Origin of the sequence: Nocardia yunnanensis, assembly GCF_003626895.1 — a bacterium.
GTDB lineage: Bacteria > Actinomycetota > Actinomycetes > Mycobacteriales > Mycobacteriaceae > Nocardia > Nocardia yunnanensis.
Genome location: NZ_CP032568.1, coordinates 6282876 through 6306020 on the forward strand (window position 1 = coordinate 6282876; position 23145 = coordinate 6306020).

The 23145-nt window shown below is 68.5% G+C and carries 22 protein-coding genes; 12 read left to right on the forward strand and 10 right to left on the reverse strand.

The genetic code is table 11. The annotated features are described in order from the left end of the window. Positions 1 to 251: 251 nt before the first annotated feature. The 10 genes from D7D52_RS29400 to groL all read left to right on the forward strand — a co-directional run bounded on the left by D7D52_RS29400 (position 252) and on the right by groL (position 10174). On the forward strand, positions 252 to 449 hold the full coding sequence (locus D7D52_RS29400) for a hypothetical protein (protein WP_120741543.1): 198 nt from the start codon (positions 252 to 254) through the stop codon (positions 447 to 449). Between the two features lie 22 nt (positions 450 to 471). After that, positions 472 to 2145 (forward strand): NAD(P)/FAD-dependent oxidoreductase, encoded by a 1674-nt coding sequence (locus D7D52_RS29405; RefSeq protein WP_120741545.1) that lies wholly within the window; start codon positions 472 to 474, stop codon positions 2143 to 2145. Positions 2146 to 2156: 11 nt separating this feature from the next. After that, entirely contained in the window at positions 2157 to 3647 is a 1491-nt protein-coding gene (locus D7D52_RS29410; RefSeq protein WP_120741547.1) for an ATP-binding protein, read from the forward strand. Next, positions 3647 to 4000, forward strand: a complete 354-nt coding sequence (locus D7D52_RS29415; RefSeq protein ID WP_120741549.1) for a UBP-type zinc finger domain-containing protein — start codon at positions 3647 to 3649, stop codon at positions 3998 to 4000. The genes D7D52_RS29410 and D7D52_RS29415 overlap by 1 nt, the downstream gene beginning before the upstream one ends. Before the next feature lie 115 nt (positions 4001 to 4115). Beyond that, a complete protein-coding gene (locus D7D52_RS29420) occupies positions 4116 to 4550 on the forward strand; it encodes a hypothetical protein (protein ID WP_246023368.1) in 435 nt (144 codons plus the stop codon). A 142-nt stretch (positions 4551 to 4692) separates the two neighbouring features. Further along, complete coding sequence (locus tag D7D52_RS29425; RefSeq protein ID WP_222932695.1) at positions 4693 to 5604, forward strand: RNA polymerase sigma-70 factor; 912 nt, start codon at positions 4693 to 4695, stop codon at positions 5602 to 5604. A 100-nt stretch (positions 5605 to 5704) separates the two neighbouring features. After that, complete coding sequence (locus D7D52_RS29430; protein ID WP_120741555.1) at positions 5705 to 6784, forward strand: NAD(P)/FAD-dependent oxidoreductase; 1080 nt, start codon at positions 5705 to 5707, stop codon at positions 6782 to 6784. Positions 6785 to 6842: 58 nt separating this feature from the next. Beyond that, entirely contained in the window at positions 6843 to 7598 is a 756-nt protein-coding gene (locus D7D52_RS29435; RefSeq protein ID WP_120741557.1) for a Clp protease N-terminal domain-containing protein, read from the forward strand. A 107-nt stretch (positions 7599 to 7705) separates the two neighbouring features. Next, a complete protein-coding gene (locus tag D7D52_RS29440) occupies positions 7706 to 8008 on the forward strand; it encodes a hypothetical protein (RefSeq protein WP_120741559.1) in 303 nt (100 codons plus the stop codon). Between the two features lie 543 nt (positions 8009 to 8551). Beyond that, the gene (gene groL, locus D7D52_RS29445; RefSeq protein WP_120744549.1) at positions 8552 to 10174 is read left to right on the forward strand and encodes a chaperonin GroEL; all 1623 of its coding nucleotides are present in this window, start codon (positions 8552 to 8554) and stop codon (positions 10172 to 10174) included. 163 nt (positions 10175 to 10337) lie between these two features. Here groL and D7D52_RS29450 read toward each other — a convergent pair whose 3' ends face one another. The 3 genes from D7D52_RS29450 to D7D52_RS29460 all read right to left on the reverse strand — a co-directional run bounded on the left by D7D52_RS29450 (position 10338) and on the right by D7D52_RS29460 (position 13567). Beyond that, positions 10338 to 11210 (reverse strand): SDR family NAD(P)-dependent oxidoreductase, encoded by an 873-nt coding sequence (locus D7D52_RS29450; protein WP_120741561.1) that lies wholly within the window; start codon positions 11208 to 11210, stop codon positions 10338 to 10340. Positions 11211 to 11268: 58 nt separating this feature from the next. Continuing rightward, positions 11269 to 13122, reverse strand: coding sequence for an ArnT family glycosyltransferase (locus D7D52_RS29455; RefSeq protein WP_162958633.1), 1854 nt, complete (start codon positions 13120 to 13122; stop codon positions 11269 to 11271). A gap of 163 nt (positions 13123 to 13285) precedes the next feature. After that, positions 13286 to 13567 (reverse strand): hypothetical protein, encoded by a 282-nt coding sequence (locus tag D7D52_RS29460; protein ID WP_120741565.1) that lies wholly within the window; start codon positions 13565 to 13567, stop codon positions 13286 to 13288. A 539-nt stretch (positions 13568 to 14106) separates the two neighbouring features. Between D7D52_RS29460 and puuE the strand changes: the two genes are divergently transcribed. Further along, positions 14107 to 14994 (forward strand): allantoinase PuuE, encoded by an 888-nt coding sequence (puuE, locus tag D7D52_RS29465; RefSeq protein WP_246024077.1) that lies wholly within the window; start codon positions 14107 to 14109, stop codon positions 14992 to 14994. Positions 14995 to 15245: 251 nt separating this feature from the next. Here puuE and D7D52_RS29470 read toward each other — a convergent pair whose 3' ends face one another. From D7D52_RS29470 to D7D52_RS29485, 4 genes are all read right to left on the reverse strand, one after another. Beyond that, on the reverse strand, positions 15246 to 15893 hold the full coding sequence (locus tag D7D52_RS29470) for an SRPBCC family protein (protein WP_120741567.1): 648 nt from the start codon (positions 15891 to 15893) through the stop codon (positions 15246 to 15248). Between the two features lie 55 nt (positions 15894 to 15948). Continuing rightward, entirely contained in the window at positions 15949 to 16461 is a 513-nt protein-coding gene (locus tag D7D52_RS29475) for an Asp23/Gls24 family envelope stress response protein (RefSeq protein ID WP_425464578.1), read from the reverse strand. Next, on the reverse strand, positions 16458 to 17198 hold the full coding sequence (gene dapB, locus D7D52_RS29480; protein ID WP_246024078.1) for a 4-hydroxy-tetrahydrodipicolinate reductase: 741 nt from the start codon (positions 17196 to 17198) through the stop codon (positions 16458 to 16460). Before dapB ends, D7D52_RS29475 begins: the two co-directional genes overlap by 4 nt. 210 nt (positions 17199 to 17408) lie before the next feature. Next, complete coding sequence (locus D7D52_RS29485) at positions 17409 to 18524, reverse strand: alcohol dehydrogenase catalytic domain-containing protein (RefSeq protein ID WP_120741571.1); 1116 nt, start codon at positions 18522 to 18524, stop codon at positions 17409 to 17411. Between the two features lie 75 nt (positions 18525 to 18599). On the opposite strand from D7D52_RS29485, the gene D7D52_RS29490 reads away from it, so the two are divergent. Further along, entirely contained in the window at positions 18600 to 19253 is a 654-nt protein-coding gene (locus D7D52_RS29490; RefSeq protein ID WP_120741573.1) for a class I SAM-dependent methyltransferase, read from the forward strand. A gap of 82 nt (positions 19254 to 19335) precedes the next feature. On the opposite strand, the gene D7D52_RS29495 is transcribed toward D7D52_RS29490, so the two are convergent. From D7D52_RS29495 to D7D52_RS29505, 3 genes are all read right to left on the reverse strand, one after another. After that, the gene (locus tag D7D52_RS29495; protein ID WP_120741574.1) at positions 19336 to 20094 is read right to left on the reverse strand and encodes a hypothetical protein; all 759 of its coding nucleotides are present in this window, start codon (positions 20092 to 20094) and stop codon (positions 19336 to 19338) included. 106 nt (positions 20095 to 20200) lie between these two features. Next, positions 20201 to 21589: a pentapeptide repeat-containing protein gene (locus tag D7D52_RS29500; RefSeq protein ID WP_162958634.1), complete on the reverse strand. Its 1389-nt coding sequence runs from the start codon at positions 21587 to 21589 to the stop codon at positions 20201 to 20203. Between the two features lie 192 nt (positions 21590 to 21781). Beyond that, positions 21782 to 23092, reverse strand: coding sequence for an MFS transporter (locus D7D52_RS29505; protein WP_120741578.1), 1311 nt, complete (start codon positions 23090 to 23092; stop codon positions 21782 to 21784). Positions 23093 to 23145 lie beyond the last annotated feature (53 nt).

Genomic DNA, 23145 nt, shown 5'->3' on the forward strand with positions numbered 1-23145 from the left:
GGGACGTAACGGTCGGTTCCGGGCATCCTAAATCGGGGTGGCCTGGGTCACCCGGCTCCCGTGGTGTGGATCACCCCACCCTACCTGCACGTATAGCTCGTGACCCGGGTTCATTCCCGTCCTGAAAATCAACTAGATCACATTACGGCGGTGCTGATGTCCGAAATGTAATGCGCGGCGCACAATGTGGGATAGACGAAGCAACAGACACTGCCACCAGCTTCCGATTGGGAAACGTGAGGTGATCGGCCGTGAACCTGCGCTCGCTCCTGCATCGCAAGACCAAGATGGTCCCGCTCCTTCCTGCCGAGGGTTCCGGGATCGATGCGGAGTCCGCCGCGACGCCGAAGCAATACCGACGCAAGCGGGCCAACGGCGCACTCGAGGAACGATGGGAACGCTTGCTCACGCCGACGGAGCTGGATCTGGTTCAGCATCATCGGATTTGACTCCGGGTTTCATACTCGATAGGTGACTTCACCAGCAGCCGCGAAGCCGGCCATTCTCAGCGTCGACGACGACCCTGGCGTCTCGCGCGCGGTCGTGCGGGACTTGCGCCGCCGGTACGGGGCGGACTACCGGATTCTGCGTGCGGAGTCCGGTGCGGATGCGCTCGAAGCGCTCCGGGAGATGAAATTGCGCGGCCAGCCGGTCGCGGTGCTGATCGCCGATTACCGGATGCCCGGGATGAACGGCGTCGAATTCCTCGAGCAGGCCATGGACCTGCACCCGTGGGCGCGGCGCGTGCTGCTGACCGCCTACGCCGACACCAATGCGGCCATCGAGGCCATCAATGTGGTCGATCTCGACCATTACCTGCTCAAGCCGTGGGATCCGCCGGAGGAGAAGCTCTATCCGGTCATCGACGCCCTGCTGGAGGCGTGGCGCGGTGACGAGCACAAGCCGGTGACCGAGACCAAGGTGGTGGGCCACCGCTGGTCGGCGCGCTGTTCGGAGGTGCGAGAGTTCCTGGCGCGCAACCAGTTGCCGTATCGCTGGTATCAGGTCGACGAGCCCGAGGGCGCGCGCCTGCTGACCGCCGCGAACGCCACCGAGGACCAGTGCCCGGTGATCATCAACTCCACCGGCGACGTGCTGATCATGCCGACCGACGCGCAGCTGGCCGAGGGCGTCGGCCTCAATACCGATGCCTCCAGCGACTTCTACGACCTGATCGTGGTCGGCGGCGGCCCGGCCGGTCTCGGCGCGGCGGTTTACGGCGCGTCGGAGGGTTTGCGCACCGTACTGGTGGAACGCACCGCCACCGGCGGGCAGGCCGGGCAGAGCTCCCGCATCGAGAACTACCTGGGCTTCCCGGACGGGGTCTCGGGCGCGCAGCTCGCCGACCGGGCACGGCGGCAGGCCGTGAAGTTCGGGGCCGAGCTCATCACCGCGCGCGAGGTGGTGGCGCTCGAGGCGTGCGGTGCGGCGCGGGTGGTCAAATTCGCCGACGGCGGCAGCGTCGCGGCGCATTCGGTGCTCATCGCCACCGGCGTCAACTACCGCCACCACCCCGCCCCCGGCGTCGACGAGTACACCGGGCGCGGCGTCTACTACGGCTCGGCCATGACCGAGGCCAGCGACTGCGCGGAGAAGGACGTCTACATCGTGGGCGGCGCGAATTCGGCGGGCCAGGCAGCGGTGTTCCTGTCCCGGCGCGCCGCCACCGTGCACATCCTGGTGCGCGGCGAATCGCTGGAATCGTCCATGTCGCACTATCTGATTCAGCAGATCGAGCAGATCCCCAACATCAAGGTCCACACCCGCACCGAGGTGACCGCCGCCGACGGCGACGACCACCTGGAGCGGATCGTGCTCCGCAACAACGAGACCGGCGCGGAAGAAAAGGTGGACGCCGAACGGTTGTTCCTGTTCATCGGAGCGGCCCCGGAAACCGACTGGCTCGACGGCATGGTCAAACGTGACGAGGCGGGCTATGTGCTGGCCGGACCGGACCTGATGGTGGACGGCGAAAAGCCCGCGGGCTGGGAGCTGCCGCGTCCGCCACAGCATCTCGAGACCAGCGTGCCCGGCGTGTTCGTGGCCGGTGACGTGCGTTCGGAATCCGCCAAGCGGGTCGCCTCGGCGGTCGGCGAGGGCGCGATGGCCGTCATGCTGGTGCACCGCTGGCTCGCGAAACAGTAGGAGTAGGGCATATGGGCAACACCCGATTGATCTGCGACCCGAACGAACTGCGCCGGCTGTTCCTGTTCGAGAAGCTGAACGACGAGCAGCTCGCCTGGCTGTGCAAGGACGGCCGGGTCGAGATGTTCGAGCCCGGCCTGGTCTTCCGCGAGGGCGACCCGGCCACCTGCTTCTACGTCCTGATGGACGGCGAGGTGGTGCTGACCAAGATGTCCGGCGGCGAGGAGATCGAACTCGTCCGCACCGAGCACGTCGGCTCCTACTCGGGCGCGTGGACCGCCTACATGGGTGACAAGGTCGAGCAGACCTACACCGCCTCGTTCCATGTGACGCGGCCGTCGAAGTTCTTCGTCCTGGACGCGGGCACCTTCGCGAAGATGATGCAGGAATGGTTCCCCATGGCCCTGCATCTGCTCGAGGGCGTGTTCTTCGGTAACCGCAATGCCAACGAGCGCATCGGCCAGCGGGAACGGCTGCTGGCGCTGGGCTCGCTGTCGGCGGGCCTGACTCACGAGTTGAACAATCCGGCCGCGGCCGCCGTGCGCGCCACCTCCTCGCTGCGGGAGCGGGTGGCCGGCATGCGGCACAAGCTGAAGATGATGGCGCACGGCAAGTTCGACTCCCAGACCCTCGAGTCGCTGGTGCAGCTGCAGGAGGAGGCGGCCGCGCAGGTCGCCAAGGCCCCCAAGCTCACCTCCATGGAGGCCGCCGACCGCGAGGACGAGCTCGGCGACTGGCTCGAGGAACACGGCATCGGCAACGGCTGGGATCTCGCGCCCAATTTCGTGCAGGCCGGTTTCGACACCGACTGGCTGGAGAAGGTGCAGGGCACGCTGTCCGGTTGCGGCCCCGAGGTTTTCGAGGGCGCGATCCGCTGGCTCAACTACACGGTCGAGACCGAGCTGCTGATGAACGAGATCACCGACTCGACCACCCGCATCTCCTCGCTGGTGAACGCGGCCAAGCAGTACTCGCAGATGGATCGTGCGCCGTTCCAGGTGGTGGACATCCACGAACTGCTGGACTCCACGCTGGTCATGCTGGCCCGCAAGATCGGCGACGACATCACGGTGGTCAAGGAATACGATCCGACGCTGCCGCCGGTGCCCTGCTATGCCGCCGAGATGAATCAGGTGTGGACCAACCTGATCGACAACGCGGTCGCCGCCATGGCCGGACGCGGCACGCTCACGGTGCGCACCTATCGGGAAAACGAGTGCGCGGCAATCGAAATCGGTGACACCGGCCCCGGTATTCCGGAGGAGATCCGGACTCGCATCTTCGAGCCGTTCTTCACCACCAAACCGGTCGGCGAGGGCACCGGACTGGGGCTGGACATCTCGTTCCGGATCGTGGTGAACAAGCATCACGGCGACATCCGGGTCGAAACCGAGCCCGGGAACACGCGTTTCATCGTCCGGCTGCCACTGGAAGCCGTCAATGCCCCGGAAACCGGTGCGGCACAGGCAGAAGCGGTACTCGCCACTACGGAAGGCAACTGATGACCGAGCAGATCGAAGGCATCGACACCGCCGTGCCGCCCAGCGGCGCGGGCTGCGTGGAATGCGATGCCGGCGGCGGCTGGTGGGTGCACCTGCGCCGGTGCGCGCAGTGCGGGCATATCGGCTGTTGCGATATGTCGCCGAACCAGCACGGCACCAAGCATTTCGAGAGCACCGGGCATCCCTTCATCCAGAGCTTCGAGCCGGGTGAGGAGTGGTTCTACAACTTCGAGAACAAGGAGATGTACGAGGGCGGCCCGGAACTCGCGCCGCCGCACGCGCATCCGCTGGATCAGCCGGTGCCGGGCCCGCGCGGCCGGGTGCCCGCGGACTGGCAGTCGCACCTGCACTGAGCCGGAGGCGGGTCCGAACTTTCCCTACCGGTCCTCGCCGGGGCCGGGTACGCTGCTGCGAGCGCCGGGCCGGTCCCGGTGCCGGGCACACTCGGGAAAGTTCGGAAAGCAGGGTATGAAGCGTCTTTCGATCGTCGCCCTCGCGGCAGGTGCGATGGCGTTGAGTCTCGCCGGTTGTGGTTCGGACAAATCCGGTGAATCGAACAGCCTGAAACAGGCCGGGACCACCACGACCGCCAGAACCCTCAGTCCCGTCGCTTCCTCCGCCCCCGCCGCGGCCCCGATCCAGCCGCCCGCGAACGCGCCCACCAGCGCCACCGCCGCCAAGAAGACCGCCGCGCCCGCCGGGGCGGCGACCACCTGCGGCGACTTCCGCGACCTCACCGACGACGCCGAGCGGCAGGTCATCGACCAGGTACTCGCCGCCAACCCGGGCTCCTTCCTGGACGGCAGCCCGAACGTGGCGCTGGGCACCGCCAAACTGGCCTGCCTGGCCACCGCCTACGCCAACACCCCGGTCGCCGTCGCGATCCGCGTGGCCCCTAAGTAAACTCGCGACGTAATAGCTGATTTGGCGACCTTCGGGGTAACTCCCGGGGGACGTCCAGAATTGGTCGGCTCCCAACCGGCGGCACGGGTGCTCAACTCCAACGGCACTCGGTCAGCCGCTGAATATCCGGGGAGGCGGGATTGTGGCGGGTGGTCTGGTCGAGTTCGAGCGACATCGGCCGCGGCTGTTCGCGCTCGCGTACCGGATGCTCGGGTCTGCGACCGAGGCCGAGGACGCGGTACAGGAGACCTACCTGCGCTGGGAGACGACCCGACGGGCCGAAATCGGTTCCGCCGAAGCATGGTTGACCACGGTATTGGTGAATTTATGCCGTACCTGGCTGGATTCGGCGCGTGCCCGCCGCGAAACCTATGTCGGGTCGTGGCTGCCGGAGCCGGTGCCGACCGGGCACGGTGAACTCGGGCCGCTGGAATCGGCCGAACAGCGCGAGCTGGTCTCGATGGCCATGCTGACCATGCTCGAACGTCTCACGCCCACCGAGCGTTCGGTTTTCGTGCTGCGGGAGGCGTTCGGCTACGCGCACCGCGAGATCGCCGACATGCTCGCGCTCTCCGAATCGAACTCCCAGCAGCTGTATCGCCGCGCCGTCCAGCACGTGCGCGCCGACCGCCGTCGCTTCGAAACCACCCCCGATCAGGTGCGGGTGCTGTTCGAGAAGTTCCTGGCCGCAGCGCATTCCGGGGACGTGGCCGGACTCGAGGCCATGTTCACCGCCGATGTCGTCTCCACGGCAGACGGCGGCGGCAAGATCCATGCCGCGCGGCGTCCGGTGGTGGGCCCGGCTCGCGTCGCCCAGTACCTGAACGGGCTGGTCACCCGGCTGCTGCCGGAATTCCCGGCGGCCTCGTTCGCCTTCGAAGAGGTCAATGGGGAGCCGGCTCTGGTGTTCCGCACGGCCGGCACCGTCTTCATGATCGGCACGATCGAGGTCGAGGACGACCGGATCGCGGCCCTGCGCATGGTGCTCAATCCCGACAAGCTCGCCTATTTCGCGCGGGTGGAACGGGCTTTCGCGGGCGAAACGGCCTGCTGAAGTCGCCGGTGACACAGGACACAGCGCGGAACTGTCAGGGATCGCGGGGCTGTCCGGTCTAGAGGGTGTCGGCCACGGAGGCCGGAGAAGGAGCACTCTCATGAGCGAGCATCGAATCGTCATCCTCGGCGCGGGCTACGCGGGACTGGCCGCCGCCCAGGAGGCGCGCAAAGCCGACGGGGCGCACGTCACCGTGATCGACCCGCACACCGAGTTCGTCGACCGCGTCCGCCTGCACCAGGTCGCCGCCGGACAGCACGTGCGGCGCTGGGAGCTGCGGAAGACCTTGGCGGCCAAGGGAATCGAATTCGTCAACGGCCGCGCCGAGCGCATCGACACCGAGACGCGGCGGGTCGAACTGGCCACCGGCGAAACGGTCGCCTACGACTCGCTGATCTACGCCCTCGGCAGCCGCGCCGATCTGTCCATGGTGCCCGGCGCGGCCGAATTCGCCCACACCGTCGCCACTTCCGAGGATGTCCGCCGCATTCCCGCGCTCACCGGGCGGGTCGCCGTGGTCGGCGGCGGCGCGACCGGACTCGAGACCGTCACCGAACTGGCCGAGAGCCACCCCGACCTCGAAGTCGTCCTGGTCAGTTCGGACGAACCGGGCGGCTGGCTGATCCCCAAGGCGGTCGCGCACATTCGCAAGGTGCTCGATCGGCTCGGCGTCGCGGTGCGGGTCGCCAAGGTGGCGGCGGTGACCGCCACCGGCCTGGAGCTGGTGGACGGCGATCACCTCGACGCCGACATCGTGCTCTGGACAACGGGTTTCACCGTGCCCGAGGTGGCGGCCCGTTCGGGTCTGCCGGTGGACGGGCGCGGTCGGGTGCTCGTCGACGAGCGATTGCAGGTGCGCGGTCTCGCGGACGTGTACGCCGTCGGGGACGCGGCGGTGATGGTCGGGTTCAACGGCCGCGAGGCGCGCATGTCCTGCCAGGCGGCGCTGCCGGCGGGCAAGTACCTGGGCACGGCCGTCGCGGATCGGGTGCGCGGCAAGCAGCCCGGGGCGTTCCGGCCGCGTTTCCTGCTGACCTGCATGAGCCTGGGCCGCCGTGACGGTCTGGTGCAGTTCATGAAGGCCGATGATTCGAACGGCAGCGTGGCGCTGACGGGCCGCCCGGCGGCGTGGATCAAGGAGCAGATCGTGAGCGGGGTCGCCCGGGCAGTAAAGCCCTGAACGGAAGATCGTCAACCAATGGTTGACCGATGCGACTCGGTCAACCTAAAGTTGACGCATGACGAACTCGATCCGCCTCGACGACCTGATCGACGGCATCAAGAAGGCCCGCCCCGACGACGTGCTCGAACAGCTCTCCGACGCGGTCGTCCTAGGCAATCACATCGGCGAGGTGGCCGACCATCTGATCGGCCACTTCGTCGACCAGGCCCGCCGCTCCGGCGCCTCCTGGACCGATATCGGCCAGAGCATGGGCGTCACCAAGCAGGCCGCGCAGAAGCGCTTCGTGCCCAAGGCGCCCGCCGACCCGGGCCAGGCCGCCGGCCTCGACCCCAACGCCGGCTTCGCCCGCTTCACCTCGCGCGCCCGCCACGTCGTGATGGCCGCCCAGGAGGAAGCCCGCGCCGTCGGCGGCCTCGAGACCCGTCCGGAGCATCTGGTCCTCGGCCTGCTGTCCGAGCCGGAATCCTTGGCGGTCAAGGTGATCGAGGCCAAGGGCGTCTCGGCCGACGCGGTCCGCCGGGTCGCGACCGCCGCGCTGCCGGCCGCCACCGGCGAGCCGGTACCGGCCCTCATCCCCTTCGACGCCCAGGCCCGCAAGGCGCTCGAGCTGACCTTCCGCGAAGCGTTGCGGCTGGGCCACAACTACATCGGCACCGAGCACCTGCTGCTCGCGCTGCTGGATCTCGAGGACGGCTCGGGCATCCTGACCGGGCTCGGCCTCGACAAGGAGTCGGTCTCCGCCGACATCACGGAGTTGCTGGCGGCCCTGCCGGTGCCCGGGCTGACGGCGCCCGCCGCGGACACGCAGTAGTCCGCGTGTCGCTCCGCCATGCCATCGACCTGGTGATGTAGGGCTCGCGGCCGCTCCCGCGCCACCGCGTCCCCTGGTGTGCGTGATGCGCCAGATACGATTGTGGAATGGCGGGCGACGAGGGTTCCGACCTAGTTGCGGGGGAAAGGCGCGCCGATCTGCTGCGCGCACTCAGTTATGTCTCCACCGAGGACACGCCGGACGGCGGTTACATCGTGAACGGAGACCTCCCACCCGAGGTCGCCCCACCGTTCATCCGGGCCATCATGCGCATCGAAGCCGAACTCCTCCTGCAGGACGCCGAACTCGTCACCGTCGAGCACGGCGAACCCCGCACCCCGGAAGAGCGCCGCACCGACGCCCTGATAGCCCTCCTACTCCGCGTAGACGACCGCAGCCACTTCTCGTAGTCCCTCGGAGACATCAGCCGCCGAGAGAATCTCGCGCGGCCATGCATCCGTCCCCCGGCCTGGCAGCAGGTGTTGGTCCCGCGACCTGGAAGCAGGTGTCGGTCCTGCAGCCGGGAAGCGGGTGTCGGTCCGGCGGCCTGGAATCAAGGTGGTAATCCCGCGGCCTGGAAGTCGGTGTTGGCCGCGGGCATGGGAGTCGGCGTTGGTCGCGGGGCATGGGAGTCGGCGTTGGTCGCGGGGTGCGAGGTGGGTTGGTCGCGGGGTGCGAGGTGGTGTTGGTCGCGGAACGCCCGCGACGTGGAGTTTCGGGCGCGCCGCAGGCCGGGGGTTCGGGGGCGGAGCCCCCGTCTACCCCCTTCGGGGGTGTGGGGGCAGCGCCCCCACAGCCTTGCACTCGCCCGGGGTGAGTGCTAGAAAGGGTTTTGGCACTCCGTACCGGTGAGTGCTAGGTCGGAACGGTGAGGCCGGTACCTCCGGTCGTCCGTCGCGGGCACCGAACCTGACCAGATCATGCCCATCCCTGATCTGGAGGATCTCAACGCAATGGCCAAGACAATTGCGTACGACGAAGAGGCTCGCCGCGGACTCGAGCGTGGCCTGAACAGCCTCGCCGACGCTGTCAAGGTGACCCTGGGCCCCAAGGGCCGCAACGTGGTGCTGGAGAAGAAGTGGGGCGCCCCCACCATCACCAACGATGGTGTCTCCATCGCCAAGGAAATCGAGCTCGAGGACCCGTACGAGAAGATCGGCGCGGAGCTCGTCAAGGAAGTTGCGAAGAAGACCGACGACGTCGCGGGTGACGGCACCACCACCGCCACCGTGCTGGCCCAGGCGCTGGTCCGTGAGGGCCTGCGCAACGTGGCCGCCGGCGCCAACCCGCTCGGCCTGAAGCGCGGCATCGAGAAGGCCGTGGAGGCCGTGACCTCCTCGCTGCTCGACACCGCCAAGGAGGTCGAGACCAAGGAGCAGATCGCCGCCACCGCCGGTATCTCGGCGGGCGACTCGTCCATCGGTGAGCTCATCGCCGAGGCCATGGACAAGGTCGGCAAGGAAGGCGTCATCACCGTCGAGGAGAGCAACACCTTCGGTCTCCAGCTGGAGCTCACCGAGGGCATGCGCTTCGACAAGGGCTACATCTCCGGTTACTTCGTGACCGACCCGGAGCGTCAGGAAGCGGTCCTCGAGGATCCGTACATCCTGCTGGTCGGCTCGAAGATCTCGACCGTCAAGGACCTGCTGCCGCTGCTGGAGAAGGTCATCCAGGCCGGCAAGCCGCTGCTGATCATCGCCGAAGACGTTGAGGGCGAAGCGCTTTCGACCCTGGTCGTGAACAAGATCCGCGGCACCTTCAAGTCCATCGCCGTCAAGGCCCCGGGCTTCGGCGACCGCCGCAAGGCCATGCTGGCCGACATCGCCATCCTGACCGGTGGCGAGGTCATCAGCGAAGAGGTCGGCCTCTCCCTGGAGACCGCCGGTCTGGAGCTGCTGGGCACCGCCCGCAAGGTCGTCATCACCAAGGACGAGACCACCATCGTCGAGGGCGCCGGCGACCCGGAGGCCATCAAGGGCCGTGTCGCGCAGATCCGCACCGAGATCGAGAACTCGGACTCGGACTACGACCGCGAGAAGCTGCAGGAGCGCCTGGCCAAGCTGGCCGGCGGTGTTGCGGTGATCAAGGCCGGCGCCGCGACCGAGGTCGAGCTCAAGGAGCGCAAGCACCGTATCGAGGACGCCGTCCGCAACGCCAAGGCCGCCGTCGAGGAGGGCATCGTCGCCGGTGGTGGCGTGGCCCTGCTGCAGGCCGCCCCCGCGCTGGACGCCCTGTCCCTGACCGGTGACGAGGCCACCGGCGCGAACATCGTTCGCGTCGCGCTGTCCGCGCCGCTGAAGCAGATCGCCTTCAACGCGGGCCTGGAGCCCGGCGTCGTCGCCGAGAAGGTCTCGAACCTCCCGGCGGGCCACGGCCTGAACGCCGAGTCCGGCGAGTACGTCGACCTGCTGGCCGCCGGCGTTGCCGACCCGGTCAAGGTCACCCGCTCGGCCCTGCAGAACGCGGCCTCCATCGCGGCCCTGTTCCTGACCACCGAGGCCGTCGTCGCCGACAAGCCGGAGAAGGCCGCCCCCGCGGGCGACCCGACCGGCGGCATGGGCGGCATGGACTTCTGAGTCCTGCCTCCGGCAGTACAAAGCAATAAACGAGTGCCCGGCCACCTTGCGGTGGCCGGGCACTCGGCTTATGGGAGGGGAAGCAACGATGACCAGGCCCGGTGCCTTGCGGAGGGGCTCGGTCACCATTGCGGTGGCCGGGCCCCTTTTTCGTTGCGGTGGTTCACATTCCGCTGGTGAAGCGGGCGTTGCGGATGGCGTCGGCGCGTTCGGGGAGGACGGTGTCGACGAGGGCGGCGACTCGGCCCATGAGCGGGGCCAGGCGGCGGGGGCGGTCGATGATGGCGTCGCAGATGATCTGTCCGCCTTCGGCCGGGGTGAGGGCGTTGGCGGTGGCCTGCTGGTAGACGGGGTTGGCGGTGATCATGTCGGTGCGGACCAGGGGCAGGTAGATCGACGTGAATCGCAGGTTCTCCGTGTGGGTTTCGGCCTGCAGATTCGTGGAGAGGGAGTCGAGGGCGGCCTTGGAGGCGACGTAGGCGGCGTAACCGGGACCGCCGTAAAGGTTGGCCAGCGACAAAATATTGACGATCTGACCGTCGCCGTTAGCCCGCATACCGGGCGCGAAAGCCAGAATGAGCCGCACCGCCGCGAAGTAGTTGAGGCGCATGGTGCGCTCGTAATCATGGAAGCGGTCATAGGACTCGTCGAGACGCCGGCGGATAGACCGACCAGCGTTGTTGACCAGAATGTCCACGCGCCCGTAGTCGGCGAGCACCTTCGCGGTCATGGCATCGAGGGCGTCGAAATCATTGAGGTCGCAAGGGTAGGCGGCGGCCCGTCCGCCCGCGGCCTCGATCTCGGTCACGACCCGTTCGAGTTCGTCCGCGCGGCGGGCGACCAGCAGCACCGTGGCCCCGGCCGCGCCGAGCTGAACCGCGGCCGCCCGGCCGATCCCGGACGACGCCCCCGTGAGCAGGACGACACGCCCGCCGACGGCGTCCGCGAGAGTCCGCTGTCGCCGCAACCGCGCGACGCTGACCTGCGTGTCGAGCCCGTGCCTGATCTTGTGAAGCAGCCCGCTGATGTCTTGCATGCTCAGTGATGCTAAGTGCCGCAGCGGAATCCGGGACCGCTTCGGAATGGGGTGGCGATCAATGGCGCGCGCAGTTGTAGGCCAGGACGGCCGAGCCGTCGCCCTGGCCGGGGAGCTCGCGGCAGTGCTGCCGGACCCAGGTGAGGCGTTCGTCGTTGGCGACGGTGAGGAGGACGATGCCGACGGCGCCGGAGTCGATCATGCGAGCCACCTCGGCGGTGGTGGGGACGGGCGCGGCGCCGGTGAATCCGCCGATGCTCGGAACCTGTCTGCCGCTCACCAGAACGAACGGCGAGGCCAACGCGGTCGTGTAGGTGACTAGTGGATAGGGCGGCCGACCTGGTGATTTCGCCAAGTCGGCGTTCAGTTTCCGGGCCTCGTCGATCGAGGCGGCCATGAATCCCTGGGTGATCTGCCTGGCCCGCGCGGATTCGTAAGGGGTGTCGAGCGGGCCGTACCCGTCGACGACCACCGACACCGCTGCGGCGGTAGGCGCGGCCAGCGCCGCCACCAGCAGCAGAACCGTCGCGAGTGTGTCGTGCACCCGAATCGCGGCCACGACGCAGACCGCCGCGACGACGATCAAGGCGAGGCGCACCCACCCGGGCGCACTGCCGGACAGCCACCAGCCGTAGGCGGCGGTCGCGGCAACGGCGAGCAGGCCGCCCACACGCACGCTCCTGCCGTTCGACTGCCGGAAAGCGTTGGCCCCCATGCCGATCAAGGCCGCGACCGACGGGATGAGCACGGCCAGGTAGTAGGGATTGACCGTGCCGATGAACAGGAACACCGCGACGTGGATGACCAACCAGCCGCCCCACAGGGTCAGTCCCGCGGTCTCGTGGTCGGTGCGCGGCCGCCGTCGCGCCGCCCACGCCAGCGCCAGCAGGCAGATCAGCGCGAGCGGTACGAGCCATCCGGCCTCGCGACCGCCACCGCCGCCGAAGACGTGGTCGAAGCGATTGTCCGGCCCGAGCACCAGGGCCGCCCGATAGCCGCCACCGTCCCCGCCGGTCACGAAGTTGGCGGCCCCGATCCCGAATCCGTCATTGGTGCGGCTGGCCCCGTTGTAGACGAAGACCTGGTCGAACAGCGAATTGTCGTGACTGCCGTCCACATAGGGCCGATGCGCCGCGGGCAGCAGGCTGACCACGGTCATCCAGCTCAGCGATACGACCACCGCCAGGACTCCGAACCCGGCGAGCCCTTTGATCCTTTGCCGCAGTCCGCTTTTCGGCGCGGCGATCAGCACCGCGGCCGCGAGGGCCGGGACGATCAGCCACGCCTGCACCATCTTGGCCTGAAAACCGAGCCCGACGCACAGCCCGCAGTACAGCAGCGGCCGCACCCGCCCCGACACGATCGCGGCCGCCGCCTGATCCGCCGCCAGCACCAGCAGCAGGATGAGCAGAGTGTCGGAGATATTGCCGCGATTCAATGCCACCGCCGCCGGCGCCACCGCTGCGACGGCCGCCGCGACGATCGCCGCATACGGTCCCGACAGCCGGCGCACCGCTCGATACAACACCAGCACGGTCAGGACGCCCTCGACGATCTGCGGCAACAGATACGCCCACAGGTGCGGTCCGAAGATCCGCACCGACAACGCCTGGATCCAGATCGCGCCGGGCAGCTTGTCGATGCTGATGGTCGCGTCCGGATCGAAGGCCGCGTAGAAGAAGTTGTGCCAGCTCATGCTCATCGACCGCGCGGCGGCCGAGTAGTAGAGGTGCGGCGTCTGCGCACCGATACCCCAGGCATAGAGCACGGCGGCCACCGCCGCGATGGCGAGCAGTGTGGGCCGCGCCCAGCGTGGCTGGTCCTCCGGACCCAGTAGCAGCCGCGCCGACCTCCCGAGCCGTCGCGACCAGTCTGTTTCGGACCTTGCGGGTAGTGCGAGTGCCCCTGTCACACAATCAATCTCGGCCCGCTCCCGAGGCCTGTCAAAGCAATTCCACCCGTGGACGGAGGGCTCCGGCGGAAAATCGGCCGCACGGCGTAGGACGGCCCGCCGCAGGGTGGACCCAGCGCCGGCGCAGCCGAGAGGCGGATACCGCGATCAGGGGTTGGGCGCGTCAGGGGTTGGGATGGCGACTGGACAGCGCGACGGCCACATCGATGGGCCGGATGCCGAGCTGCGCGGCGGTCGCGGCGATGGTCGCCTGCACGGTGTCGGTATCGGTGACGCTCCGGTCGTAAAGCATCTCGACCAATTCCATGGCCGCGATCGCCTGGGCGCGAGTGACCAATCGCCCCGGCAGCCAACTAACCCGCCAGTCGGTTTCTTCGCGGTCGGGGAGTCGTTCGGCGAACTCGTCGACGAGGGCGCTCGTTATCGACCAGTCGCACACGTACACGGCACCCAATTTAGGCCTCTGACCAGCCGATTTGACTCTGTTCGTAGCAACACGTAACTTATTCCAGGTCAGAGCGACACGGACACCGACCCGGAGCCCCAAGGGCCTGGGAAACGAGGTTGGACGAGGAGCGCCTGATGATCAAGATTGGTTCCACCGACCAGCGGATTTGGATCTGCTGCGAGGACTGAGCTAAGCTTCACCAGCAAGAAACAAGCAGCCTCACCGACAAGCGGGACTAGAGCCCGGGCGTTGGTGTGTGCGTGTGTTCTTTGAGAACTCAATAGTGTGTCGATGAATGTCAGTGCCAAATATTTTATTTGGTTCCAATCATTCTCACCCCCGTGAGGGTGGTTGGACAATTATGTCAGCTTAATTTCCGAGCCCCGGCGGGGCTGGCAGTACTCATCGTGGCCATCGAGTGGCTCGCGAACCGGGCCATGCACCCGCCGGGACCGAGAGGTCACAACCCTAACTCGTTGGGCTGCAGAAAGGATGGTGCCCTAGTGAGCGATTTCGACCTGAACTACCCGCGGGACATGGTGGGTTACGGACCCAACCCACCGCATCCCCAGTGGCCCGGCGATGCGAACATCGCCGTCAACTTCGTGCTCAACTACGAGGAGGGCGGCGAGAACAGCCCCCTCGACGGTGACGAGGGCTCGGAAGCGTTCCTCACCCCGGACATCGTGCCGGGCGCGGCGTTCCCGAACCGGCATCAGAGCGTCGAGACCATGTACGAGTACGGCTCCCGGGCCGGACTCTGGCGCATCCTGCGGCTGTTCGAGCAGCGCGACATCCCGCTGACCATCTTCGGGGTGGCGCGGGCACTGGAACGCAACCCGGAGGCCGTGGAGGCGTTCAAACGCAACGGCTACGACATCTGCTCGCACGGCCTGCGCTGGTTCACCTATCAGCTGGTCGACAAGGAGACCGAGCGCGCGCACATGGAAGAGGCGGTGCGCATCATCACCAAGCTCTTCGGTGAGGCGCCCAAGGGCTGGTACACCGGCCGCGATTCGCCCAACACTCGCGATCTGGTGGTGGAGCACGGCGGGTTCGTCTACGACTCCGATTCCTACGCCGACGATCTGCCCTACTGGGTGAAGGTCGGCGAGCACGATCAGCTGGTGCTGCCGTACACGCTCGAGACCAACGACATGCGGTTCGCCTCGCCCGCCGGGTTCGCCAACGGCGACGAGTTCTTCTCCTACCTCAAGGACGCCTTCGACGTGCTCTACGCCGAGGGCGCCGCGGGTGCGCCGAAGATGCTGTCGGTTGGTCTGCACTGCCGCATCGTCGGCAAGCCGGCGCGGGCGAAGTCGCTGGAACGGTTCGTGGATTACGTACAGTCGCACGACAAGGTGTGGCTGGCGCGGCGCATCGACATCGCCGAGCACTGGCGCAGCGTGCATCCCGCGCCCTGAGCCCGCCGGGGACTGCCGTCTCGACATCCCGAAAATCCCTGAGCCCGGGGTGATTGCGCGATCACCCCGGTCATGGGACGTCGGATGGCCGCAACGACTCGTATGCCGCCTCTCGACCGGACGCCCCGCCGTCACAGGCGTCCGGGATTACCCTCCTGGCGTTCGAGTCCGCGACTGCCCCGGCCAACCACGAATGCGGCCCGGAACCAACGGTTCCGGGCCGCATTTGGTGTGTGCGCCGCCGCTTCGGCTCAGAGCGTGCCGTTTTCGATATCCTCCTTGACCGCCTGCTGCGAAGCCCAGTGCGCGGCAACGCCATTCGTCGCGGTGAAGTCGATGAGCGCCTGGTCGGCGACGAAGGTCAATTGCTCGTCGACCGTGGTGGTGCCGTCGCCGTTGTCGGTGAAGGTGATCAGCTGATGCGTGGTGACGTTCGGGACGTCCCAGCTGTCGGCGGTGTAGTAGTGCTCGTCCGGGTGCAGCCTTTGCTCGGCCTGCGTATGGCCGGGGAAGGTCACCGGCCCCATCGGAATGTCTTCCAGCGCCGTGAAATTCGTGACCCGATCGCCGTCGGCGTCGCATACGCGGTGCACGATCACGTCTTTGAGGAACGAGTGCCGCCCGATGCCGTTGCGCACGTCGGTGTACACCGACCACACCTTGTCCAGCGGCGCGGCGATGGTGACCGGCAGCTCCGCGTAGCTCACCGCACGGCCGTCGGCCGGATTCTGCTGCTCGGCCTCGTAGATCGCCCAGCTGGCCTGCCATTCCAGCTTGTACTCGTTGTCGTACTCCACGCACGACGGTCCGGCGTCCGCACGCGCCACCGCCGATCCCGCCGCAGGCGACCCCATCGTCGCGCAGACCATCGCCAGCGCATAACCCACCATGTACTTCACTCGGCGAACAATACGCCCGCCGCGACCTACCGGCAGGTTACCCGCGAAATCGCGGCTACCGCTTGCCGGTGCGCTCCCCGCGCTCCAATTCGACTGCGCGCTTCATCATTTCGCGCGCCCGGGTGCGATCACCGGCGTAATCGTAGGCGCGGGCGGCGCGATAGTTGGTGCGCCAGTTCTCCGGGTCGGCCTCGAATTCCTGTTTGACCTGTTCGAAAAGCGTGTCCGCGGCGTCCTTCTCGATGCGGCCGGAGGCGCGGCGCGGCAGCCGCGAGACATCCAGCTCACCGCCCTCCTCGTGCATGCGCCGGGCCAGCCGCTGATGGTCGCGCGCGGCGCGCAGCGAGGTGACCAGCATCCAGACGCCCAGCAGCGGCAGGATCAGCAGGCCCACCGCCAGCGCCTTGAACAGCGGCTTGTCGTAGCCGGGATCGTCGGTGGTGAGCAGGAAGATCGCGCGCGAGCCCAGGCTCAGGAAGTAGAAGACCAGCACCAGCGCGAGCACGGCGATGAAGCCGACGAGCTTGGTGATCTGGCGGCGATTGTCTCCCGGCTCGGTCGTGCTCACAGGTCGAGCAGCGGGTCGATGCCCACGGTCAGGCCGGGCCGCAGCGGGGTCTTGCGCACGCCCAGCAGCACACCCGGCACGAAGGAGGTGCGGTCGAGGGAGTCGTGGCGGATGGTGAGGGTCTCGCCCTGGGTGCCGAACAGCACCTCCTGATGCGCGACCAGACCGGCCAGGCGCACCGAGTGCACGCGCACACCGTCCACGTCCGCGCCGCGCGCGCCCTCCAATTCCTGGCTGGTGGCGTCGGGGCTGCGCCCCACCCCCGCCTTCTCCCGGGCCGCGGCGATGAGGCCGGCGGTGCGGAAGGCGGTGCCCGACGGGGCGTCGGCCTTGTTGGGGTGGTGCAGTTCGATGACCTCGACGGAGTCGAAGAACCGCGCGGCCTGTTCGGCGAAGCGCATGGACAGCACCGCGCCGATGGCGAAGTTGGGGGCGATCAGCACGCCCACCTCGGGCTTGGCCGCGAGCCAGCCCTTGACCTGTTCGAGGCGCTCGGCATCGAACCCGGTGGTGCCGACGACGGCGTGAAACCCGTTCTCCACCAGCCACTTCAGATTCGGCATCACCACGTCGGGGTGCGTGAAGTCGACCACGACCTCGGCGCCGGCGGCGGTGAAGGCGTCCAGCGCGTCGTCCTTGTCGACCTGCGCCACCAGCTCCAGATCGGCGGCCGCCTCGACGCCCGCGCAGATCGCCTGCCCGACCTTGCCGCGCGCCCCGAGCACACCCACCCGGATCCGGTTCCTGGTCACCTGGTCTCCTTCACTCACACCCACTCTGGAATGGGTCCAGCCTAATGGGTGAGCGAAACGCCGGGACCGAGGCCCAGCCCGGGTCACCGACCCGCAGCCCGTCGTCCCGACCGGTGCATCAAGATCAGGGAGCTCCCAGCGTGGAAAATTGTCCGATTCGCCTCGCTGACAGCTCCTTGATCTTGTGCGGTGTTGTCAGTCGAAGGTGATGATTTGGCGGAGGGCGTGGCCGGAGGCCAGGGCGTCCATGGCCTGGTTGATGTCTTCGAGGCGGATGTGGGAGGAGACCAGGCGCTCCACGGGGAGTTTGCCTTCGCGCCACATGCGGACGAAGACGGGGATGTCGCGGGAGGGGACGGCGGAGCCGAGGTAGCTGCCGATGATGCTGCGGCCCTGGGCGACCAGGGCCAGCGGGGAGACGCTGGCGCGGGCGTCGGGGGCGGGGAGGCCGACGGTGACGGTCACGCCGCCGGGAGCGGTGGCGGCCACGGCGGTTTCGAAGGCGCGGATATTGCCGGCGGCCTCGATGACGGCCTCGGCCTGGATGTTCTCGTCCGCGATCTGCTGGGGGGTGTAGGCGGCGGTCGCGCCCAATTCCACGGCGGTCTTCAGCTTTTCGGGCACGGTGTCGACGGCGATCACCTCGCCGCCGGTGTCGGTGCGCAGGGCGGCGGCCACCAGCACCGCGGCCATGCCGACACCGCCCAGACCCACCACCATGATGCGATCGGACGGGCCGGGTTTGGCCGAATTCAGCAGTGCCCCACCGCCGGTCAGCACGGCGCAGCCCAGGACGGCGGCCACCTCCGGCGGGACGTCGTCGTCGACGGGGACCACCGAGTGGCGGTCCACCACGGCGTGCGTGGCGAAGGCCGAAACACCCAGGTGGTGATTGACTTCCGCGCCGTCACGCAGCAATCGCCTACCGCCGTTGAGCAATTCGCCGGTGTTGTTGGCGAGGCTGCCGGACTCGCACGGGGTGCGGCCGTCGGTGGCGCAGCCCGCGCATCGGCCGCAGCGCGGCAGGAAAGTCATCACGACGCGCTGGCCGATCTGGAGGTCGCTGTCGCCCGGTCCGATCGCCTCGACCCGGCCGGCCGCCTCGTGCCCGAGCAGCATGGGCACCGGCCGCACCCGATTGCCGTCGACCACCGACAGATCCGAATGGCACAGCCCCGCGGCCTCGATGCGGACCCGCAGCTCACCGGGTCCGGGTTCACCCAGCTCCAGCTCGGAGACGGTGATCGGTTTCGAGTCGGCGAAGGGGGTCTGCGCCCCGATGGTCTCCAGCACGGCACCACAAATCCTCATGCGCCCGACGGTACCCGATCGAACCTTCCCAGACAGCTCGGTATCTGGTTCGATGGGTTACGGACAGGAGCATCTATGAGCACTTCGCTGACGACCGGCAACCGCGCCTTCAACCATGTGGTGACGCAATTCTTCGGCACCGTGGCCCGCGCCTACGACACCGCCGCCCTCCAGCACATCGTCTACCGCCCGCCCCAGGATCAGGTCGTCTCCGAGCTGCGCCGGGCCGGATCGCGCCGGATCGCCGACATCGGTTGCGGCACCGGCATTCTCACCACCCGCATCCAGCGCGAACTGCGTCCGGACGCCGTCTACGGGGTGGACGCCTCCCCCGGCATGCTGGCGCAGGCGCGTGCCCGTTCCAGCCAGGTGCAGTGGCGGCAGGCCGCCGCCGAACACCTGCCCTTCGCACCCGGCGACCTGGATGCGGTGGTGTCCACCAGCGCCTTCCACTTCTTCGACCATCCGGTCGCGCTGCGCGAATTCCATCGGGTGCTGGCGCCCGGCGGCCTGGTGGCGGTGGCGACCATGCATCCCGAGGGCCGCACCTCGCGGCCGATTCAGCGGCTGACCCGCAGCCCGCTGTTCCCGGCGCATGCGCCCTCGCCCCGCGAGACCCGAAAGCTGATGGAGGACGCCGGTTTCGAGGTCGTCGACCAGCGCAAGGTCACCCGGCCGCTGCCGTCGTGGCTGATCCCCGACGTCATCACCGTCGGCCGCCGCCGCTAGCTCACGGGCCGGGGTCGTCGCTCAATGGACGGGGTAGTCGCTCACCCGCTGGGGGTCCTCGCGTATTTGCCGGGGTTGTCAGTTATTTGCCGGGATTGTCGCCGCCGCGGAAACACACCGTGAGCTGAAGTTTGCTCCACACCACCCACACCGCGCCGCGGCCGTCGCGGGGACAGCCCGCGCCGGAGGTGGAGTTCTCGAAGACCGCGGTCGCCTGGACGACGTGTTCGCCGGGCGTGCCGCAGTCGACCTTCTGCGGCACATCCATATTGGTGGTGTCGTAGCAGACGCCCGCGCGCCAGTCGAAGGTCAGGCACAGGTGATAGCGCGCCTTGCCGGTCTTGTCCTTGGGCGCGGACTCGAGGGTGTAGAGCGGGCCGCCGCACGGGTCCGGTCCCATTTGCAGGACCCGGTAGTTGGCGTCGACCGTATTGCAGTCCGACGGTTCGGGAGTGCCCGCCTTCCAGGTGGGCGCGCCGGAGGCGTCGTGGGCCTGCTGGATCGGCACCTCGACGCAGTCGCCGGCCTTCAGGGCGGCCATCGGGTCCGGGGCCGGGGGTTTGGTGGCGGTGGGCTGCCCGGCCTTGACCAGGGCGGGCGGCGCGGCGATCGCGGCGCCCGCGATCGTGTCATGGTGCAGGAACGGCAGATTCGAGGCGGCCGCCGCGTAGACCAGCACCCAGCCGCTCACCGCCAGCCCGGCGATCAACGCCCGCGACCGGTTGCCGACCCGGGGTACCGCGGGATCGTGGCGCGCCCGCCGCTGCCGCGTGACGGCGCGCGACCCGAGCGCGGCCGCCGCGGACAACACCACGACCGCCATCCCGATCACGACCCACACGACCCGCGTCCCCTCCACAAACCCCGACCTCGATCGACTTGCAAGCTATCGCAAGGAACAACAACCGGGCAATCCGGGCAGGGGGGCGGGAGCGCGGGGTGAATGCTCAGGCGGCGGGTTCCCTGGCGGATTCGGCCAGGGCGGGCGGCCAGAGGGTCGGGGTGATGTTGGCCGGTTTGGTGTTGGGGCTGGCGTCCCAGTCGAAATGGACGCCGACCCAGGCGCGCGGGCCCTCGAAGGTGATGGCGCGGGCGTCGAAACTCGCGCGCCGGAAGGAGATGTCGCCGAAGAAGTCGCCCGCGGCGAAATTGACCAGCCGGCCGGAGAACACGGCGTCGGCGAAGGAGACCCGGCCGTGGAACTCGGTGCGGGTGAAGGTGATCTCCTGGGTGCGGCCGGTGCGCCAGCGCACCTGCGCGCCCAGCTGCGCGCAGTCGAAGGAGCTGGAGTCGGTGTAGAAGCGCGAATCGGCGAAACTGGCTCGGGCCCCGAGGAATTCGGCGCCGGTGAAGGTGACCCGTTCGCCGTCGAAGATCGCGCGCTCGAAGGAGGTCTCCGCGGCGGCGAACACGGCATTGGCGAAACTGGCGCGCTCGCCCGCGAAGGTGGCGCGCTCGAACGCGGTGCGCGCGCCGTGGAATCGGGCGCCCTCGAAGCTGACGCCGCCGCCGAAGGTGGCGTCGGTGAATGCCGTTGCGGCGCTGTCGCGTTCGCCGCGGGCCACCGCGCTGTGCGCGAACACCGCCCGATCGAAGACCGCGACGCTGCGGAAGATGGCCCCGCGGAAGGTGACCCGCGTGCCCAGGAAACGCGCCTGCTCGAAGCTGACGGTGCGGCCGCTGAGGAACATGGCGTTGGTGAAGCGGGTGTCGCGGCCCGCGAAGACCGCGCCCCGGAAGTCGGCGTCCTCGAACACCGCGTCGGAGAAGTCGAAATCACAGGCCGACCATCGGCTTTCGGCCGAGGGACGCAGGTGCTGGGCGATCACCCGCACGATGGTGTCGCGGACCTGGCGGTCGTTCTGGCGGAAGGTGAACACCCGCTCCACGGCGGTGCCGTTGTCCTCGATGCGCTGCGATTTGGAGACCAGGTGGCTGGCGCCCTCCTCTGGTTGATAGGGCAGCCGCAGATAACCGCACAGCACGTCCACGCACTGCTGCCGGCGCCAGCGCGCCGGGAACTCGTCGGCCACCCCGGCCAGCGCGTAGACGCCCGCGATGCGCACCGCCACATCGGTGTCGCCCAGTTGCCGGGCGGCGGCGGTGAACAACTCGGCGAAGCGGGCGCGTTCGGCATCGCGCCGCCACCGGTGGGCCACCAGCGCCACCAACGCCGCCGCCACGCCCGCCGCCACCGCCGCCACCGACCTGCCCGTCCACCACCACACGAGCCCGCCGGCGACCAGCCCGCACACCACCGCGACCAGCGCCGAAAACGTCTGACCCGACCGATGAAACGTCCGGCTCACCACCCCACCGAACCTCCACCGCGACATAGCCGAAGGATAGCGATCCCCGCCCGGTCACGCATGGCTTGCGAGGATTCGTTCGCGACTTCGCACCCCCGAAAACAATGTCCCACCAATCCGTTTCGCCGGAAATGCCGCGTCCGCCCGGTGGCCGTGACCATCGGGCGGACGCGAATCCGGCTATTGCGGAGAAATCGGGCGGGGAGACAGCGCGGCGGCTCACACCGTTTCGGCGGCGACTCCCGCACCCGGGCCGGGCAGGTGAGCGGCCTCCTCGAGCACCAGGGCGGACTCGGTGGCGGTGTCCGCCCGTCCGGCGGCCGCGGCCGCTTCGGCATTGCGGCGCAGCCCGATTCCCGCCGCTCCCAGGCAGGCCAGTGCCACCACGACCACGAACCACGGGAACACCGTGCTCAGCCCCCACGTGGTGGCCGCCCAGCCCGCGATCACGGTCGGGATCGCCATGGCCGAGTAGGCCAGCAGGTAGTACGCGGACATGGTCTCACCGCGCTTGTGTTGCGGCACCACGTTGGACAGGTGGCGCAGCGACCCGCCGAACCCGAGCCCGAAAGTGCCGCCGAGCGCGATGCCCGACAGCAGCACCAGCACCCAGTTGTGGGTGTTCAACGCCGGAATGGTGAGCAGCAGCGCGAGCGCCATGCCGATATCGCCGGCGATGGCCGCGCGGCGCGCCGGAATCCCGCCCGCGACGGCCTGCGCCAGCGCACCCGCCGTGGCGGTGGAGGCCACCACCGCGCCGCCGAACACCAGATTATGGATCCCGGTCTTGGCCGAGGCCAGCGACGGGTACAGCGACAGCAGTACGCCCAGCACCGACCAGGCCGCCATCACGCCCAGCGCGGAGAACCAGAAGTCGCCGCGAATCTCCTGCGGGACAGCCGGTTTGGCAATGGTGATGCGCTGCTTCTTGCGCGCCCCGTGCGGTTCGCGCAGGGCCAGCACGCCGGCGGCGATCAGGGCGCACACCACGGTGATCACCACGTAGGGGGTGCGCAGCGGGTGCGGGGCGTACTGGGCCAGCAGCGCCGAGCCCAGAATCGCCACGGCCATACCGACATTGAAGGCCACGCCGGACAGCTGGCCGGAGCGCGCGCCGTCCTTGGGCCGCAGATCCAGCAGGGCCGCGGCGCCGGCCACCACGGTCGCGCCGACCGCCGCGCCGTGCAGGGCCCGCGCCAGCAGCAGCATGGCCACATTGTCGGCGAGCAGGAACACCACCAGGCCCACGATCATGGTCGCGAAGGCGCCCAGCAGCACCGGTTTCCGGCCCACCACATCCGAGATGCGGCCGGAGACCAGCACCGCGCCGAGGGCCGCGACCGCGTAGGCGGCGAAGACGAACGTCGTGGTGAGCGGCGAGAAATGCCAGCTCTGCTGATAGATCCCGTACAGGGGCGCCGGAACCCCCGACACCCCCAGCGCCACCCCGCTGGCGGCGAGCACGAGCGCGTACGCCCAGGTTTGACTGCCCTGTTCGACCCGAGTCGCAACTGCTGTTGCCGATGCCATCGGACACTCCATCAGGTAGGTTTGATCTGTATCGAACCGACCATACCCCAGGT

Excerpts from the sequence above, each read along its gene's own strand:
- D7D52_RS29435 (WP_120741557.1), top strand. The coding sequence starts at position 6,843 with ATGACGAACTCGATCCGCCTCGACGACCTGATCGACGGCATCAAGAAG.
- D7D52_RS29440 (WP_120741559.1), top strand. The coding sequence starts at position 7,706 with ATGGCGGGCGACGAGGGTTCCGACCTAGTTGCGGGGGAAAGGCGCGCC.
- D7D52_RS29415 (WP_120741549.1), top strand. The coding sequence starts at position 3,647 with ATGACCGAGCAGATCGAAGGCATCGACACCGCCGTGCCGCCCAGCGGC.
- D7D52_RS29420 (WP_246023368.1), top strand. The coding sequence starts at position 4,116 with ATGAAGCGTCTTTCGATCGTCGCCCTCGCGGCAGGTGCGATGGCGTTG.
- groL (WP_120744549.1), top strand. The coding sequence starts at position 8,552 with ATGGCCAAGACAATTGCGTACGACGAAGAGGCTCGCCGCGGACTCGAG.
- D7D52_RS29485 (WP_120741571.1), bottom strand. The coding sequence starts at position 18,524 with ATGAGGATTTGTGGTGCCGTGCTGGAGACCATCGGGGCGCAGACCCCC.
- D7D52_RS29500 (WP_162958634.1), bottom strand. The coding sequence starts at position 21,589 with ATGTCGCGGTGGAGGTTCGGTGGGGTGGTGAGCCGGACGTTTCATCGG.
- puuE (WP_246024077.1), top strand. The coding sequence starts at position 14,107 with ATGGTGGGTTACGGACCCAACCCACCGCATCCCCAGTGGCCCGGCGAT.
- D7D52_RS29410 (WP_120741547.1), top strand. The coding sequence starts at position 2,157 with ATGGGCAACACCCGATTGATCTGCGACCCGAACGAACTGCGCCGGCTG.
- D7D52_RS29490 (WP_120741573.1), top strand. The coding sequence starts at position 18,600 with ATGAGCACTTCGCTGACGACCGGCAACCGCGCCTTCAACCATGTGGTG.
- D7D52_RS29505 (WP_120741578.1), bottom strand. The coding sequence starts at position 23,092 with ATGGCATCGGCAACAGCAGTTGCGACTCGGGTCGAACAGGGCAGTCAA.
- D7D52_RS29430 (WP_120741555.1), top strand. The coding sequence starts at position 5,705 with ATGAGCGAGCATCGAATCGTCATCCTCGGCGCGGGCTACGCGGGACTG.
- D7D52_RS29450 (WP_120741561.1), bottom strand. The coding sequence starts at position 11,210 with ATGCAAGACATCAGCGGGCTGCTTCACAAGATCAGGCACGGGCTCGAC.